Origin of the sequence: Pseudomonas sp. SJZ077 (assembly GCF_007993905.1) — a bacterium.
GTDB lineage: Bacteria > Pseudomonadota > Gammaproteobacteria > Pseudomonadales > Pseudomonadaceae > Aquipseudomonas > Aquipseudomonas mandelii.
Window position 1 is genome coordinate 134,687 of record NZ_VIUJ01000003.1, and the last position, 15,992, is coordinate 150,678.

A 15,992-nucleotide genomic window follows, 5' to 3' on the forward strand; every position below is an offset into this window, starting at 1 on the left:
CCGATTCTTGCATTACACTGGCCGGCGTATATTCCTTAACCAATTGATGAGATGACCGTGCTCAAAGCACTCAAGAAAATGTTCGGTAAAAGCGAGACTGAGCAGCTCGCGCCAGTTCCCAGCGCTCCGTCTCATATCCCCAGCCACCGCACCGACGGTAATCAGCCTGGCCGGACCGCAACCGTAGCGGCACCGAAACACGAGCCTGTGACCACACCGGCCGCCCCACCTGTCGAGATTGTCGCCGCCGAGCCACCGCGCAGCGAATCGCCGAAACCGGCAAAACCGCGTCGCGAACCGAAACCGAAAGCGCCGGTCATTCCCTGGAAACTCGAAGACTTCGCCGTTGAACCCCAGGAAGGCAAAACCCGTTTCCACGATTTCAAACTCGCCCCGGAATTGATGCACGCCATCCAGGACCTGGGCTTCCCGTACTGCACGCCGATCCAGGCGCAAGTGCTGGGTTTCACCCTCGCGGGCAAAGACGCCATCGGTCGCGCCCAGACCGGCACCGGCAAAACCGCCGCGTTCCTGATTTCGATCATCACGCAACTGCTGGAAACCCCGCCACCCAAGGAACGCTACATGGGTGAACCGCGGGCGCTGATCATCGCGCCAACCCGCGAGCTGGTGGTGCAGATCGCCAAGGACGCCGCCGACCTGACCAAGTACACCGGCCTCAACGTCATGACGTTTGTCGGCGGCATGGACTTCGACAAGCAGCTCAAGCACCTCGAAGCCCGTCACTGCGACATCCTCGTGGCCACCCCGGGCCGCCTGCTCGACTTCAACCAGCGCGGTGACGTGCATCTGGACATGGTCGAAGTCATGGTGCTGGACGAAGCCGACCGCATGCTCGACATGGGTTTCATCCCGCAAGTGCGCCAGATCATTCGCCAGACGCCGCCGAAGAACGAACGTCAGACGCTGCTGTTCTCCGCAACCTTCACCGAAGACGTGATGAATCTCGCCAAGCAATGGACCACCGACCCGTCGATCGTCGAGATCGAATCGCAGAACGTGGCCAGCGAAAACGTCGAGCAACACATCTACGCCGTCGCTGGTGCCGACAAATACAAACTGCTCTACAACCTGGTCAACGACAACGGCTGGGAGCGGGTGATGGTGTTTGCCAACCGCAAGGATGAAGTGCGGCGCATTGAAGAGCGCCTGGTGCGTGACGGCGTCAACGCCGCGCAACTGTCCGGCGACGTGCCGCAGCACAAGCGCATCAAGACCCTGGAAGGTTTCCGCGAAGGCAAGATCCGCGTGCTGGTCGCCACTGATGTGGCCGGTCGCGGCATCCACATCGACGGCATCAGCCACGTGATCAACTTCACCCTGCCGGAAGTCCCGGATGACTACGTGCACCGCATCGGCCGTACCGGTCGTGCTGGCGCAGAGGGTGTGTCCATCAGCTTCGCCGGTGAAGATGACTCCTACCAGCTACCGTCCATCGAGGCATTGCTGGGTCGGAAAATCAGCTGTGAAACACCGCCGACGCATCTACTGCGGGCGGTTGAGCGTAAGCGCCCGTAACTCGGCCCTTGCTGAAAGAGGCGCAGCCGGAAACGGACTGCGCTTTTTTTTCGTCCCGATGTTGCTCGATACAACTAAAAGTCCATAATGGACAAATTAGTTTACTTTCAGCGCCCGGAGCCGACCATGTCCAGTACGCCTTATGTGATCACCCAACCCCAGGCCCGTGAACTGCTGGCGCAGGTCGACGTGCCGCAGATCCTGCGCAAGCTGTTTCGCGACCTGGCGGCCGGGCTAGCGGTGCAACCGGCGCAACAGCTGGTGGAGTTCCCTCAGGGTGCCGGCGACTTCATCAACTATCTGGGCGTGCTGGCTGAAGACGGCGTCTACGGGGTCAAGACTTCGCCGTACATCGTGCGCGAACAAGGTCCGCTGGTGACGGCCTGGACATTGTTGATGTCGATGCAGACCGGCCAACCGTTACTGCTGTGCGATGCCGGCGAACTGACCACCGCACGCACGGCCGCGACCACCGCCGTCGCCGTCGATGCCCTCGCTCCGCTGAAGGTGCAGCGCCTGGCGATTATCGGTAGCGGCAAGGTGGCTCAGGCGCATCTGCATTACGTTAAAGATCTGCGTGACTGGCAAAGCATCAGCCTCTATTCCCCGAGCCTGAGCGATAAGAACCCTGAAACGCTGGCACAGCTAAAACGCCTCGATCCACGCCTGACCATCGCCGACAGTCGCGAAGCGGCGATTGAAGATGCCGACGTGATCATGCTGTGCACCTCGTCCGCCGGCCCGGTGATTGATCCCTCGAACCTGAGCAAACCAGCGCTGATCACCTCCATCAGCACCAACGCCCCGCGCGCCCATGAAGTCCCGCCGCAGAGCCTCAATGACATGCAGGTGTTCTGCGACTATCGTCTGACTACCCCGGGCTCGGCGGGCGAAATGCTGATTGCGGGGGAACAACATGGCTGGGACAAGTGCTTGATTGTCGGCGACCTGCCTGATTTGCTCAGCGAAAAGGTCCCGCGTCCCGACTACGACCGTCATGTGTTCTTTCGTTCGATCGGCCTGGGCCTGGAAGACATCGCACTGGCCAATGCCATCTACCGCCTACAACCCTGACACCACAATCCCCTGTGGGAGCGAGCCTGCTCGCGATAGCGGCTAATCAGTCAACATTGGTATCGACTGACCCAACGCTATCTCGAGCAAGCTCGCTCCCACAGGGGACTTCCACAATTTCGGCATTTGCGCTCGACAGGAGACGTTCATGAGCCAGGCAGATTTCATCATCATCGGCGGCGGGATTGCCGGCGCTTCCACCGGTTTCTGGCTGTCGCAGCATGCTCGGGTGATTGTGCTCGAACGCGAATCCCATCCGGCTTATCACTCCACCGGACGCTCCGCTGCGCTCTACACCGCCGCGTATGGCACACCGCAGGTTCGCGCGCTGACCCAGGCCAGCCGCGAATTCTTCGACGCCCCGCCAGTCGGTTTCTGCGAACACCCGCTGCTGACCCCGCGTGGCGAGATGACCGTGGACTTCACCGGCGACCCGGCCGAGCTGAACAATCAATACCTGAGCGCCAAGGCCACGGTGGCGGAAATGCAACTGCTCAGTGCCGACGAAGCCTGCGCGCGCCTGCCGATCCTGCGCCGTGAAAAAGTCCATGGTGCGATCTACGACCCGACTGCCAGCGACATCGACACCGATGCCCTGCACCAGGGTTACTTGCGCGGTATCCGTCGCAATAAAGGCGAAGTCCACACCGACAGCGAAGTGCTGAGCCTGACCCGCAATGCAGAAGGCATGTGGCAGGTTCAAACCAACAACCAGACTTTCAGCGCACCGATCATCATCAACGCGGCAGGCGCGTGGGCCGACAAAATCGGCGAGCTGGCTGGCGCCAAGTCGTTGGGCCTGCAACCGAAGCGGCGCGCGGCGTTCATCTTCGCCGGCCCCGAGGGGGTGGACATCCACCATTGGCCGATGCTGGTCAGCCTCGACGAATCGTTCTACATGAAACCCGACGCCGGAATGTTCCTCGGCTCGCCAGCCAACGCCGACCCGGTGGAGCCGCACGACGTGCAGCCCGAAGAGCTGGACATCGCGATGGGCATCTACCAGATCGAAGAAGCCACCACCCTGACCATCCGCCGTCCGACCCGCATCTGGGCCGGTCTGCGCAGCTTCGTAACGGACGGAGACCTGATCTGCGGCTTCGATCAACATGTGCCAGGGCTGTTCTGGGTCGCGGCGCAAGGCGGCTACGGCATCCAGACATCACCTGCCATGGGCCAGGCCAGCGCAGCGCTGGTACGCGGTGAAGCCTTGCCCGAACAGCTCAGCCGTTTCGGCCTGGACGCCGAGATGCTCTCCCCTGCCCGCCTGGGTTGATTTTCGTCCTCAGGTGACGTGTCGACCCGATTGCGGCAAACTTCCAGCGCCCTTTTTGCAGGGCGCTGACGCTGCCTGGAGTTCCACCGTATGAACGCACCTGAAAAAGACCCGGCCATGGACAACTACCGGGCGATCGCCGATGCGATCGCTACGTTGTTCTTCCCTCATGCCGAGGTGGTGCTGCACGATCTGCGCACGCAAAAAATCGATTACATCGCCAACAATCTGTCCAAGCGGGAAGTGGGAGATGACGCGGCACTGGAGGACATGCTCAGCGACGATGTCAGCGAACGGAACATCGGGCCCTACGAAAAGCTCAATTGGGATGGCCAGAAGATTCGCAGTCTGAGCAGTGTCTTGCGCGACAGCGATGGCCACCCACTGGCGGTGCTGTGCATCAACCTGAACATCTCGCTGTTCGAAAATGCCAAGGCCGCGCTCGACCTGTTCCTGTCACCAAGCAAACTGATTCCGCAGCCGGACTCTCTGTTCCGTGATGACTGGCAGGAGCGCATCAATACCTTCCTGCACGCCTGGCTGCGCGAACGCCAGCTGAGCCTGAACCTGCTGACGCGCGACCACAAACGTGAACTGGTGCTGGCGTTGCACGCCGAAGGGGCCTTCAAGGGCAAAAGCGCTTCGAACTATGTGGCCAATGTGCTGAACATGGGGCGGGCGACTGTTTACAAGCATTTGAAGGAATTGAAGGGCTGAGCCCTGAGGTGTTTGTTGCCTGATCTGACGCCATCGCAGGAACGCCGCCCGGCAGCGTTCCTGCGATGCGGTTGATCAATCGCCGTAGATGTCAGCCTTGAAGTACTTCTCGGAAATCTTCTGATACTCGCCACTCGCACGAATGCCATCAATGGCAGTATTCAACTGGCTCACCAGCTCGGTGTTGCCCTTGCGCACCGCAATCCCGGCACCCTCGCCCACGTACTTCGGATCCTTCAACTCCGGCCCGACAAAGGCATAGCCCTTGCCACGCGGCATCGCCAGGAAGTCACTCAACGGGATGGTGTCGGCAAAAATGGCGTCGAGGCGACCGGCTGCCAGGTCCATGTAGATTTCTTCGTTGTTGCCGTAGCGCTTGACGTTGATGCCCTTCGGTTCAAACACCTCGGTGGCGTAACGGTCGGTGGTGGTGGCACGCTGCACACCGACGGTCTTGCCCTTGAGGCTGGCGTATTGGTCATCCACGGACGCGCCTTCCTTCATCACCAGACGCGATGAAGTGAAGTAGTACTTGTGGGAGAAATCCACCGACTTCTTGCGGTCTTCGTTGATGGTCATGGACGACAGCGCCATGTCGATTTTCTTCACTTTCAAGGAAGGAATCAGACCGTCGAACTCGCCTTCGACCCACACGCACTTGACCTTCATTTGCGCACACAGGGCATTGCCGATGTCGTAGTCGAAACCGACGATCTCACCCTTTTCGGTCTTGGAGGCGAAGGGCGGATAAGCGGCTTCGATGCCGATGCGCAGGGTTTTTTCGGCGGCGAACAGCGTGCTGCACGCGAACAGGCTCAGCGCCAGACCGGTGATGAGGGGGAATTTCTTCATGTTCGTTCTCTCGCGGGTTGTTGTTGGTTTGGCAAGACAGAAGAAAGAGCTGGAAACGGGGAAACACCTTTTTTGTACTTATAATTCCATACTGGACTTTTATGTATTGATCGTCAATTGGGGAGAATGGAGATGTGCCGGCCGGTGGTCGGGCGAGGGTCATTGGGATTTTTGGTGTTGCTGATGGCCTCTTCGCGGGCAAGCCTCGCTCCTACAGGTTTTGTGTTGTTCACAAAATGTGCGCACGACACAAAACCTGTAGGAGCGAGGCTTGCCCGCGAAGGCATACTGGCAGACACCGCAGGAATCACTGCTTCCAGCGATCCGCCGCCGCATGATCGCTGTCACGCCCTTCCACCCAACGCGGTCCGTCTCGGGTGTTTTCCTTCTTCCAGAACGGCGCACGGGTTTTCAGGTAGTCCATGACAAAGGCGCAGGCGTCGAACGCCGCCTGGCGATGGGCGCTGGCGGCGCCGACGAAGACGATCGGTTCGCCCGGTTCAAGGGCGCCGATCCGGTGCAGCACTTCAAGCTTGAGCAGCGGCCAGCGCTGTTCAGCCTCCAGGGCGATTTTGCCGAGGGCTTTTTCGGTCATGCCCGGATAGTGCTCGAGAAACATCCCGGCCACATCAAGCCCGTCATTGAAGTCGCGCACATAGCCGACAAAACTCACCACCGCCCCGACGCCGACATTGGCGGCGTGCATGGCATTGACTTCCGCACCCGGATCGAAGGCCGTGGACTGCACGCGAATCGCCATGTCAGCCCCCGGTCACGGTCGGAAAGAACGCCACTTCGTCACCGTCAGTCACCGGTTCGTCGAGCTGGCAGAGGTCCTCGTTGCGGGCGCACATCAAGTTCTGCTCGCTCAGCACCTCGGCACCGTCACGCTGAGCCAGCAATGCACGGACGTCGTCGACCGTGGCGAAATCGCCTTCAACCTTGATTGAGTCCACGCCAAGCGCTTCGCGGTAGCGGGCAAAAAACTTCACGGTGACGTTCATGGTTGATCTGCCTGGAAATGGCCGCTCTTGCCACCGAGTTTTTCCAGCAGCCGCACGCTTTCGATGGTCATGCCACGGTCCACGGCCTTGCACATGTCGTAGATCGTCAGCGCGGCGACACTGGCGGCGGTCAGGGCTTCCATCTCGACGCCGGTCTGTCCGGACAACTTGCAGCGCGCGACGATACGCACGGTGTCATCGCCTTCGGCACTCAGCTCGACCTTGACGCCGGTGAGCATCAGCGGATGGCACAGGGGAATCAGATCGCTGGTTTTCTTCGCAGCCTGAATGCCGGCGATGCGCGCCACGGCGAACACATCACCCTTGGGGTGACCGCCGCTGACGATCATCTGCAGGGTTTCGGGGAGCATGCGCACCAGCGCTTGAGCGGTTGCCTCACGGAACGTCACGGCTTTTTCGGTGACGTCGACCATATTGGCGCGACCTTGGGAATCGAGATGAGTCAGCACAGGTTTACTCCTGATCAGGAGCGTCGATTGTAAACCTGTGGGTCAAATTTCCGCACGTTTGATTATTGGATGAATAGCCCTTGCAGGAGCGAGGCTTGCCCGCGAAGGCGGCGTGTCAGACAGATTGATGTTGAATGTGCGGTCGTCTTCGCGGGCAAGCCTCGCTCCTGCAAGGGGATTTGTGTTGGGCATAAAAAAACCGGGCGGCTTTTGGGGCCGCCCGGTTCTGGTGACGTAGTTACAAATGCGTTTCGGCGTATTCGGCCAGAATCGAACGTGGCACCCCTTGCAGGGTGATGTGTACACCGTTGGGGAAATCCTTGAAGCGTTCGGTCAGGTATGTCAATCCGGAGCTGGTCGCGGACAGGTAAGGGGTGTCGATCTGCGCCAGGTTGCCCAGGCACACCACTTTGGACCCGGCGCCGGCACGGGTGATGATGGTTTTCATCTGGTGCGGTGTCAGGTTCTGGCATTCATCAATCAGGATCAGACTCTGCTGGAAGCTGCGGCCTCGAATGTAGTTGAGGGATTTGAACTGCAACGGCACTTTGCTGAGGATGTAATCGACGCTGCCATGGGTGTTTTCGTCATCCATGTGCAAGGCTTCAAGGTTGTCGGTGATGGCGCCCAGCCAAGGCTCCATTTTTTCCGCTTCGGTGCCGGGCAGGAAACCGATTTCCTGGTCCAGGCCCTGCACGCTGCGCGTCGCGATGATCCGGCGGTAGCGCTTGCTGACCATGGTCTGCTCGATCGCCGCCGCCAGGGCCAGGATGGTTTTACCGGAGCCGGCAGCACCCGACAGGTTGACCAGGTGGATGTCCGGGTCAAGCAAGGCGTATAGCGCCAGGCTCTGATAGATGTCACGGGGTTTAAGGCCCCACGCTTCCTGGTGCAGCAGCGGTTCCTGGTGCAGGTCAAGGATCAGCAGCCGGTCTTCCTCTATCTCCTTGATCCAGCCGACAAAGCCCTGTTCGTCAATGATGAACTCATTGATGTGGACGGCCGGCAGGTTGTCGATCAATTGCACCTGATGCCAGGTGCGACCGTGGTCCTGACGGGTTTCGACATTCCTCACCCGGTCCCAGAAGGAGCCGTCCATGTTGTGATAACCGTTGGGTAGCAGCGACACATCATCGACCAGTTGGTCGGTGCTGTAGTCCTCGGCCGCGATCCCGCAAGCCCGGGCCTTGAGGCGCATGTTGATGTCTTTGGTGACCAGCACCACGGGCAGCTTTGGTTCGCGCGCGTGCAGGTCGATCAACTGGTTGATGATGATGTTGTCGTTCAGGTGTTCGGGAAGAATGATGTTCGGTTCGGCACGCTTGCTCATCAGAATTGACAGCAAACCCTTGGGCCCACTCTTGCCGCGCTGGATTGGCACACCGAGCTCGACGTCTTCGGGGCTGGCATCGCCCAAGGTCTTGTCGATCAGGCGAATCGCCTGACGGCATTCTGCGGCCACGCTGTGATGCCCGCTCTTGAGCTTGTCCAGCTCCTCAAGCACGGTCATCGGGATGGCAACGTGGTGTTCTTCGAAATTAAGCAGGGCGTTTGGATCGTGAATCAATACGTTGGTATCGAGTACATAAAGGATTGGCTGGTTGGAGGAAGAACTACGTCCGTGATCATCCATACTCGGTCACCTTTGTGGGAGCCATTCGACGCAATACCGTGACAGTGCTGCGCCTCGAAGTGGCCACCGAATTCACCTGCGAGGATTCAAGTGAACTGCGAACAAGTAGGGTCTTGGAAGACGCCACCTGTGTTGCAGGTTTCGGCGGTCTGTCTTCGTAATACTCCAAAACCCATGACAGAAAAAAGTACTTTGACGTTTTTTTGAAGTTTATTTTTCAGAGTGACCAATAGCACTAGGCGGATGGCCATCACCCCGTTAAAGTCGGAAGTCGGCCTGCATCGAAATCTGCTCGAAAATCACCCCGCCGCGCCCTCCTCCCCAATGATTCCGGGCTTTTTACGGGCTTTTTACGGTTTCAGCGAAACGCGTCCTGACAGTCCTCCCAACCGATCCCGCTTTGCGCCGTTTGCGTGATGAGCCAGGGCATCGCCGTTTTCACCGCATCCTGCTTCACATTGAAGTTGATCACCCCATGTCGCCATAGCAGCATCAGCGTCAACACGCGCTGGGCGCTCGGGTTGCCCTTGAGCTTGCCGGCGCCATCCTGGGCATCAATGTCCCACAGTGCCACCTGCAAACCCTGAGCCTTGAAGAAGCCTTCGGCGTCAGAACGACGCTGGCCATCGGGCGGACGGAACAGCGGCACGTAATTCTCCGGCAGTTTGCTTTTGACCAGCTCGACGCTGCGGCGCACCGAGTCCTGCCAGTCCTGCCAGTGGCTGTGGGAGCGAAACTCCCAGCCTTGCACGCCAATGCACTGCGTTGAATAGGTCGCTTGCAGACTGGCCACCGAGCGCTCGGCCAGACGCGCCTGAATGTCTTTGCCCAGGACGAAGAAGGTGCCGCTCATGTTCGACTTGCGCAGGTACTCGGTGACCCAGCCGGTGTTGTCCGGCGTGATATTGGCGGCGCTGTCGAACGTCAGCAAAAACAGCCGGTCATGCATCTCTTCGCCGTTGCGCTCATAGTCACCAAAACGATCGACTTCGCTGCTGCTCTGCGGAAACAGGGCCGCCTTGCGCAGTTGCTCGTCCAGATACTGGGCGTGGAACAACCGGCTCGGCTCCGACCACTTGATGTAATAGCTGTCGTCGCTGACCTGAAACTTGGCCGCTTGCTGGCGCAGGGTGTCCATGTCCTCGACGAGGAAACAGAAGGAAGCATCCTGATCGCAGCTCTGCTGGGCGAAGTTGTAGTTGGTCAGCAGTCGCTGCCACAGGCGCTGGCGCAGGTTGTTGACGGCCTCCAGATTAATCTTGCGCAGGCCCAGACGCTGGGCCAGGCTCGCTTCATCCAGCGACTCGCTCGCCAGCAGCACCCGCGAAAACATGAGGATTTCGGCGCGTGATGCCACGTCGAACAGCGTCGGGCTGCTGAGCTTTTCCGGCCAGGTGCTGCGATCAAGCGTCGCCACATCGCCCGGCGCCGCCATGGCACCAAAGCTCAATAGCCAGGCCGATAATAGAAAAACGATACGCAATGGGATGTCTCCATAACAAAACCCGCGCGGCACTATAGCTGATCCTGCCCATATTCCCGCAGCCGCACTGCCCCCCGCTCCTGCAGGGTTTGTGCAACACCACCGATCACCTATGGACTTGATAGCTGGAGTCAACCGGTCCAACCCCCTAGAATCGCCCCCACGATTAAAGGAGACGACTTCATGCTGATGGTGATTTCCCCCGCCAAGACCCTCGACTACGAAACACCGCCGGCGACCCAGCGCTTCACCCAGCCGCAATACCTGGACCATTCCCAGGAGTTGATCATGCAACTGCGCGACCTGACGCCCGCGCAGATCAGTGAGCTGATGCACGTCTCCGACAAGATCGGCGGCCTCAACGCCGCGCGTTTCGGCAGCTGGACGCCAGCGTTCACACCGGAAAACGCCAAGCAGGCATTGCTCGCCTTCAAGGGCGACGTTTACACCGGCCTCAACGCACAAACTTTCAGCGAAGCCGATTTCGATTACGCGCAACAGCACTTGCGCATGCTCTCAGGCCTGTACGGCCTGCTGCGTCCTCTGGACCTGATGCAACCGTATCGTCTGGAGATGGGCACCAAACTGGCGAATGCCCGTGGCAAGGACCTGTATGCGTTCTGGGGCACCCGGATCAGCGAATGGCTGAACGAAGCCCTGGCCGATCAGGGCGACGACGTGTTGTTGAACCTGGCCTCCAACGAGTACTTCTCGGCGGTCAAACGCAGTGCCCTTAACGCACGCATTATTAATACCGACTTCAAGGACCTTAAGAACGGCCAATACAAGATCATCAGCTTCTACGCGAAAAAAGCGCGCGGAATGATGAGTCGTTTTGTCATTGAAGAGCGCGTCAACTACCCGGCAGACCTCAAAAACTTTGACGTTCAAGGCTATCGCTACAGCGCCGAACAGTCTAAACCGGACCATCTGGTGTTCCTGCGCGATCACGCGCCAGAGTAAGCACCTGACCGGCGCACGACGGCAAAAAATCGTCGTGCGTCGACGTCTGATCGTCCAACAATTCCCCGCCTTGTTCGCCGACTTATTGGCGCCAGAAATCCATCGACTGATTTTCTAACTTTAGTTTCACTCGACTTTGATGTTTTTTTTCAGTAGTGGCACTGAAATTTTTTATCAGTAGTGGCACAAAACTATCTGACTCAATAATAAGCCTATATATAAAGGGCCAAACGGCAAGTGCTATCAATCTGAGAGCAGTGCCATCTTTCCCAATATTTCAAGAAATTTCAGAATCGGCGATGGGCGGGCAGGAACTATGTCCAAATGCGTAGCTCATACCACCGGTAACGATTTTCTCGATGCATGTACGAGATAACTTACGCAGAGAAGAGCGTCACATAGCGAAGTTGTCACATTAACTTCTGCAGACCGGACCTCTAATTTGGGCAACACATACAGGACAGGAGATACGCTTATCAATATCCCCTTCAAGGCCAAGGCTGCGCCCCTATAAACGTGCTCACCTGAGCACCCAACCGCTTGATTTACGGGCTTATTGCCTGGCATTGAGCGCGCAAGACCTTTGCACACGGTCCTCTGATTAGAAGATCGGCTGCATAACAGGGCATATCAGAATAATAAGGCCTAGTTGCGCACATCTTGAGTGCACTTATTTAGACACTCGGAACTTTGTATGCCTGCACGCGGCACTGCGGCGCCCGTAAGGCCGCACTTGCGAGTGCACTATAACGATGAACACCATTAACTCCGGCCATGTAATGGCTTGATAAACACAGAGGTAATTGCGATGCGCATCAGCATATTTGGTTTGGGTTACGTCGGCGCAGTATGTGCCGGTTGCCTGTCTGCACGGGGCCATGACGTCGTTGGCGTCGATGTTGCCAAAGACAAAATCGATATGATCAACGCCGGCCGTTCGCCGATCGTTGAACCGGGTCTGGGCGAACTGCTGAAGAAGGGTATCGAGACGGGCAAATTGCGCGGCACGACCAACTTCGCCGAAGCGATTCGCGACACCGACCTGTCGATGATCTGCGTCGGTACGCCGAGCAAGAAGAACGGCGACCTGGAACTGAACTACATCGAAGCGGTGTGCCGCGAGATCGGTTTTGTCCTGCGTGACAAGACCACCCGCCACACCATCGTGGTTCGCAGCACCGTGCTGCCGGGCACTGTCGCAAACGTTGTCATCCCGATCCTCGAAGACTGCTCCGGCAAGAAAGCCGGTGTCGACTTCGGCGTTGCAGTGAACCCTGAGTTCCTGCGTGAAAGCACCGCGATCGCCGATTACGACCTGCCGCCAATGACCGTCATCGGCGAGTTCGACAAGGCCTCGGGCGACGTTCTGCAATCGCTGTACGAAGAGCTCGACGCACCGATCATCCGCAAGGACATCGCTGTCGCCGAGATGATCAAGTACACCTGCAACGTGTGGCACGCCACCAAGGTGACCTTCGCCAACGAGATCGGCAACATCGCCAAGGCTGTCGGCGTCGATGGCCGTGAAGTGATGGAGGTGGTCTGCCAGGACAAGACGCTGAACCTGTCCCAGTACTACATGCGTCCTGGCTTCGCGTTCGGCGGCTCTTGCCTGCCGAAGGACGTTCGCGCCCTGACCTACCGCGCCGGCTCGCTGGACGTGGAAGCGCCGCTGCTGAACTCGCTGATGCGCAGTAACGAGTCCCAGGTGCAGAACGCCTTCGACATCGTTTCCAGCCACGACAAACGCAAAGTCGCCCTGCTGGGCCTGAGCTTCAAGGCCGGCACCGATGACCTGCGCGAAAGCCCGCTGGTAGATCTGGCGGAAATGCTGATCGGCAAGGGCTACGACCTGAGCATCTACGACAGCAACGTCGAATACGCCCGTGTCCACGGCGCGAACAAGGATTACATCGAGTCGAAGATCCCTCACGTCTCGTCCTTGCTCAACGCTGACTTTGACGACGTGATCGCCAACTCCGACGTGATCATCCTCGGCAACCGTGACGAGAAATTCCGCGCCCTGGCGCAGAACGCTCCACACGGCAAGCAAGTCGTCGACCTGGTTGGCTTCATGTCCAAAGCCACCAGCGTCAGCGGTCGTACCGAAGGCATCTGCTGGTAACAAGCCGTTCCCTGTAGGAGCCAGGCTTGCCGGCGAACCAGGCAACGCGGTGTGTCAGGCACACCGCCTTCGCGGGCAAGCCTCGCTCCTACGGTTTTTTATGCCTGCCTTAACCCCATCGGGCCACCCCACAGGCTCGCCCGAGATAGAGACGGATGCAGATTATGCACAGGCTAAAGCACGGCCTACTTCAGGCCGCCGGTTGGCTGTTTTACCTAAGTTTATTGATGGGCATCGCCATGGCGTTGCCTGCGTCCACATTCGATTCCGATTCGAAGGATTTTATCTTCCTCATCGGTTTCATCGGCATCTGGCGCTACTCGATGGGCGCCACGCACTTTGTGCGCGGGATGCTGTTTCTGTACGTGGTCTACCCGCACCTGCGGCGCAAAGTGCGCAAGCTGGGTGACGCGGCAAACCCGTCCCATGTTTTCTTGATGGTCACCAGCTTCCGTATCGACGCGCTGACCACCGCCCAGGTCTACGCCTCCGTCATTCGCGAAGCGATCGACTGCGGCCTGCCGACCACCATGGTCTGCTCCATCGTCGAAATGTCCGATGAGAAGCTGGTGAAAAGCCTTTGGACAAAGATGAATCCGCCGGATCGGGTCAAGCTCGACTTCGTGCGCATTCCCGGCACCGGCAAGCGTGATGGCCTGGCCTACGGTTTCCGCGCCATCTCCCGCCACCTGCCGGACGACCGCGCAGTGGTTGCAGTGATCGATGGCGACACCGTGCTCGCCGAGGGCACCGTGCTCAAGACCGTGCCGTGGTTCCAGCTGTTCGGCAATGTCGGCGGCCTGACCACCAACGAGTTCTGCGAAGTGCGCGGCGGCTACATCATGAGCGAATGGCACAAACTGCGATTCGCCCAGCGCCACATCAACATGTGCTCGATGGCCTTGTCCAAGCGCGTACTGACCATGACCGGCCGGATGTCGGTGTTTCGCGCGACCGTGGTCACCAACCCGGACTTCATCGCCGACGTGGAAAGCGACTCGCTGCAACACTGGCGCCTGGGCCGCTTCAAGTTCCTGACCGGTGACGACAAGTCGAGCTGGTTCAGCCTGATGCGCCTGGGCTACGACACGTTCTACGTGCCGGACGCCGCGATCCACACCGTGGAGCATCCGCCGGAAAAAAGCTTCATCAAGGCCAGTCGCAAACTGATGTTCCGCTGGTACGGCAACAACCTGCGCCAGAACGCCCGCGCCCTGGGCCTGGGGGTTAAACGCCTCGGCCTGTTCACCTCGGTGGTGCTGTTCGATCAGCGCGTGTCGATGTGGACCTCGTTGCTGGGCTTGACGGTCGCGCTGATCGCCAGCTTCAAGTACGGCACCGCGTTCATCCTGGTGTACCTGCTGTGGATCGGCATTACCCGCCTGATCCTGACCGTGCTGCTGTCGTTGTCCGGCCACCGGATCGGCCCGGCCTACCCGGCGATTCTCTATTACAACCAGATCGTCGGCGCGCTGGTGAAGATCTACGTGTTCTTCCGCCTCGACCAACAGTCCTGGACTCGCCAGCCCACTTCCCTGACCCGTGACCTCGCCAGCTTTCAACGTTGGTTCAACACCTGGTCGTCTCGGACCATGACCTTCTCCGCCGGCAGCATCTTTGTTGCCGTGCTGCTGATGATGGTCTGACCGCCCCCTTATTGAATTAACCAGGAAAACGCCCCTATGAATACCGCCGTCAACGCCAACGTAGTGCATGAGTCAGAAGCCCAGCGCCAACACGCCCGAGTGAAAATCCCGGCCAAGCTGCGTTTCTTCGGTCCCGACCGGACCCCGGTAGAAGCTCGAGTGATCGACCTCTCCGCTGGCGGCCTGGCCTTCAACGCCGGTCAGCTGCCGCTGAAAACCGGCGATGTGTACAAGGCGCGCCTGCAATTCGTCATCGATAACCTCGGTCTGGCCATGGACGTGGAATTGCTGATCCGCTCCGTCGACCGCCAGACCGGCCGCATCGGTTGTCAGTTCCAGAACCTGGAGCCCCAGGATATCTCCACCCTGCGTCACCTGATCACCTCGCACCTGGCCGGCGACATCGTCAGCATGGGTGAAGTGCTGGCGACCCTGCAGCGCGACAACTTCACCAAGGCGCGCAAGATGAAGGACGGCGGCCACGGCATGACCGCGTTCGGTCGTCTGCGCGCCGTGACCTTCAGCCTGGCGATTTTCATCGTCGGCCTCGCGGCGTTCGGTTTCATCTTCAAGTCGGTGTACGGCATGTACTTCGTCAGCCACGCCCAGGCGGGCCTGGTCAGCGTGGCAGGCATGAACATCACCATGCCCCGCGACGGCACCGTACAGAGCCTGATCAAGGCTGACGGCGTTGCTGCCAAAGGCGCGCCGCTCGCAACGTTCAGCACCAGCATGCTCGACGTACTCAAGGGCCATCTGGACGACAACCAACTGCAACCGGCCAAGGTTGAAGAACTGTTCGGCAAGCAAATGACCGGCACCCTGACCTCGCCGTGCGATTGCACCGTGGCCCAGCAACTGGTCGCCGACGGTCAGTACGCCAGCAAAGGCGACGTGATCTTCCAACTGGTGCCGCGCAACAGCGAAGCCAATGTTGAAGCGCGCTTCTCCTATCGCCAGTTCGGCGATGTGCTGCCAGGTAACACGGTCAGCTTCCAGATCGCCGGTGAAGACAAAACCCGCAGCGGCAAGATCGTCAGCAGCACCAGCCTGAAAAGCGCCGACCTTTCCTCGGACATCCGCGTGCTGATCCAGCCTGACGAGCCACTCGACAGCAAGTTCGCCGGTCGCCCGGTTGAAGTGAACAGCACCCGTGGTCCGAACCTGAACTGGCTGATCGACAAAGCCATGGCCGCCGGTATTTAAGCAG

General features: G+C 59.1%; 14 protein-coding genes. 8 read left to right on the forward strand and 6 right to left on the reverse strand.

What is annotated here, in order from left to right:
- Positions 1-51 precede the first annotated feature (51 nt).
- The 4 genes from rhlB to FBY01_RS07570 all read left to right on the forward strand — a co-directional run bounded on the left by rhlB (position 52) and on the right by FBY01_RS07570 (position 4,606).
- Positions 52-1,539, forward strand: a complete 1,488-nt coding sequence (gene rhlB / locus FBY01_RS07555) for an ATP-dependent RNA helicase RhlB (protein ID WP_042932351.1) — start codon at positions 52-54, stop codon at positions 1,537-1,539.
- 126 nt (positions 1,540-1,665) lie between these two features.
- On the forward strand, positions 1,666-2,613 hold the full coding sequence (locus FBY01_RS07560) for an ornithine cyclodeaminase family protein (protein ID WP_178113225.1): 948 nt from the start codon (positions 1,666-1,668) through the stop codon (positions 2,611-2,613).
- Positions 2,614-2,761: 148 nt separating this feature from the next.
- Positions 2,762-3,889: an FAD-binding oxidoreductase gene (locus FBY01_RS07565; RefSeq protein WP_145306890.1), complete on the forward strand. Its 1,128-nt coding sequence runs from the start codon at positions 2,762-2,764 to the stop codon at positions 3,887-3,889.
- Between the two features lie 90 nt (positions 3,890-3,979).
- Complete coding sequence (locus FBY01_RS07570; protein WP_010463098.1) at positions 3,980-4,606, forward strand: transcriptional regulator; 627 nt, start codon at positions 3,980-3,982, stop codon at positions 4,604-4,606.
- 75 nt (positions 4,607-4,681) lie between these two features.
- Here FBY01_RS07570 and FBY01_RS07575 read toward each other — a convergent pair whose 3' ends face one another.
- From FBY01_RS07575 to FBY01_RS07600, 6 genes are all read right to left on the reverse strand, one after another.
- The gene (locus FBY01_RS07575) at positions 4,682-5,458 is read right to left on the reverse strand and encodes an ABC transporter substrate-binding protein (protein WP_145306892.1); all 777 of its coding nucleotides are present in this window, start codon (positions 5,456-5,458) and stop codon (positions 4,682-4,684) included.
- A 307-nt stretch (positions 5,459-5,765) separates the two neighbouring features.
- Positions 5,766-6,218 carry a molybdopterin synthase catalytic subunit MoaE gene (moaE, locus tag FBY01_RS07580; protein ID WP_145306894.1) on the reverse strand — a complete coding sequence of 151 codons (453 nt, stop codon included), beginning with the start codon at positions 6,216-6,218 and terminating at the stop codon, positions 5,766-5,768.
- A 1-nt stretch (position 6,219) separates the two neighbouring features.
- Entirely contained in the window at positions 6,220-6,462 is a 243-nt protein-coding gene (gene moaD / locus FBY01_RS07585) for a molybdopterin converting factor subunit 1 (RefSeq protein ID WP_010463101.1), read from the reverse strand.
- Positions 6,459-6,932 carry a cyclic pyranopterin monophosphate synthase MoaC gene (gene moaC, locus FBY01_RS07590; RefSeq protein WP_059406245.1) on the reverse strand — a complete coding sequence of 158 codons (474 nt, stop codon included), beginning with the start codon at positions 6,930-6,932 and terminating at the stop codon, positions 6,459-6,461. Before moaC ends, moaD begins: the two co-directional genes overlap by 4 nt.
- Positions 6,933-7,170: 238 nt before the next feature.
- Positions 7,171-8,565: a PhoH family protein gene (locus FBY01_RS07595; RefSeq protein WP_145306896.1), complete on the reverse strand. Its 1,395-nt coding sequence runs from the start codon at positions 8,563-8,565 to the stop codon at positions 7,171-7,173.
- 358 nt (positions 8,566-8,923) lie between these two features.
- On the reverse strand, positions 8,924-10,048 hold the full coding sequence (locus FBY01_RS07600) for a polysaccharide deacetylase family protein (protein ID WP_042932353.1): 1,125 nt from the start codon (positions 10,046-10,048) through the stop codon (positions 8,924-8,926).
- A 183-nt stretch (positions 10,049-10,231) separates the two neighbouring features.
- Between FBY01_RS07600 and yaaA the strand changes: the two genes are divergently transcribed.
- The 4 genes from yaaA (at position 10,232) to FBY01_RS07620 (ending at position 15,988) form a co-directional block, all read left to right on the forward strand.
- Complete coding sequence (yaaA, locus tag FBY01_RS07605) at positions 10,232-11,011, forward strand: peroxide stress protein YaaA (protein WP_145306898.1); 780 nt, start codon at positions 10,232-10,234, stop codon at positions 11,009-11,011.
- Between the two features lie 808 nt (positions 11,012-11,819).
- Entirely contained in the window at positions 11,820-13,136 is a 1,317-nt protein-coding gene (locus tag FBY01_RS07610; protein ID WP_010463110.1) for a nucleotide sugar dehydrogenase, read from the forward strand.
- A 164-nt stretch (positions 13,137-13,300) separates the two neighbouring features.
- Complete coding sequence (alg8, locus tag FBY01_RS07615; RefSeq protein ID WP_370654476.1) at positions 13,301-14,782, forward strand: mannuronan synthase; 1,482 nt, start codon at positions 13,301-13,303, stop codon at positions 14,780-14,782.
- A gap of 36 nt (positions 14,783-14,818) precedes the next feature.
- On the forward strand, positions 14,819-15,988 hold the full coding sequence (locus tag FBY01_RS07620) for an alginate biosynthesis protein Alg44 (RefSeq protein ID WP_077748266.1): 1,170 nt from the start codon (positions 14,819-14,821) through the stop codon (positions 15,986-15,988).
- The last annotated feature ends 4 nt before the right edge of the window (positions 15,989-15,992 follow it).

Excerpts from the sequence above, each read along its gene's own strand:
- rhlB (WP_042932351.1), top strand. The coding sequence starts at position 52 with ATGACCGTGCTCAAAGCACTCAAGAAAATGTTCGGTAAAAGCGAGACT.
- FBY01_RS07560 (WP_178113225.1), top strand. The coding sequence starts at position 1,666 with ATGTCCAGTACGCCTTATGTGATCACCCAACCCCAGGCCCGTGAACTG.
- FBY01_RS07565 (WP_145306890.1), top strand. The coding sequence starts at position 2,762 with ATGAGCCAGGCAGATTTCATCATCATCGGCGGCGGGATTGCCGGCGCT.
- FBY01_RS07570 (WP_010463098.1), top strand. The coding sequence starts at position 3,980 with ATGAACGCACCTGAAAAAGACCCGGCCATGGACAACTACCGGGCGATC.
- FBY01_RS07575 (WP_145306892.1), bottom strand. The coding sequence starts at position 5,458 with ATGAAGAAATTCCCCCTCATCACCGGTCTGGCGCTGAGCCTGTTCGCG.
- moaE (WP_145306894.1), bottom strand. The coding sequence starts at position 6,218 with ATGGCGATTCGCGTGCAGTCCACGGCCTTCGATCCGGGTGCGGAAGTC.
- moaD (WP_010463101.1), bottom strand. The coding sequence starts at position 6,462 with ATGAACGTCACCGTGAAGTTTTTTGCCCGCTACCGCGAAGCGCTTGGC.
- FBY01_RS07595 (WP_145306896.1), bottom strand. The coding sequence starts at position 8,565 with ATGGATGATCACGGACGTAGTTCTTCCTCCAACCAGCCAATCCTTTAT.
- yaaA (WP_145306898.1), top strand. The coding sequence starts at position 10,232 with ATGCTGATGGTGATTTCCCCCGCCAAGACCCTCGACTACGAAACACCG.
- FBY01_RS07610 (WP_010463110.1), top strand. The coding sequence starts at position 11,820 with ATGCGCATCAGCATATTTGGTTTGGGTTACGTCGGCGCAGTATGTGCC.
- alg8 (WP_370654476.1), top strand. The coding sequence starts at position 13,301 with ATGCACAGGCTAAAGCACGGCCTACTTCAGGCCGCCGGTTGGCTGTTT.
- FBY01_RS07620 (WP_077748266.1), top strand. The coding sequence starts at position 14,819 with ATGAATACCGCCGTCAACGCCAACGTAGTGCATGAGTCAGAAGCCCAG.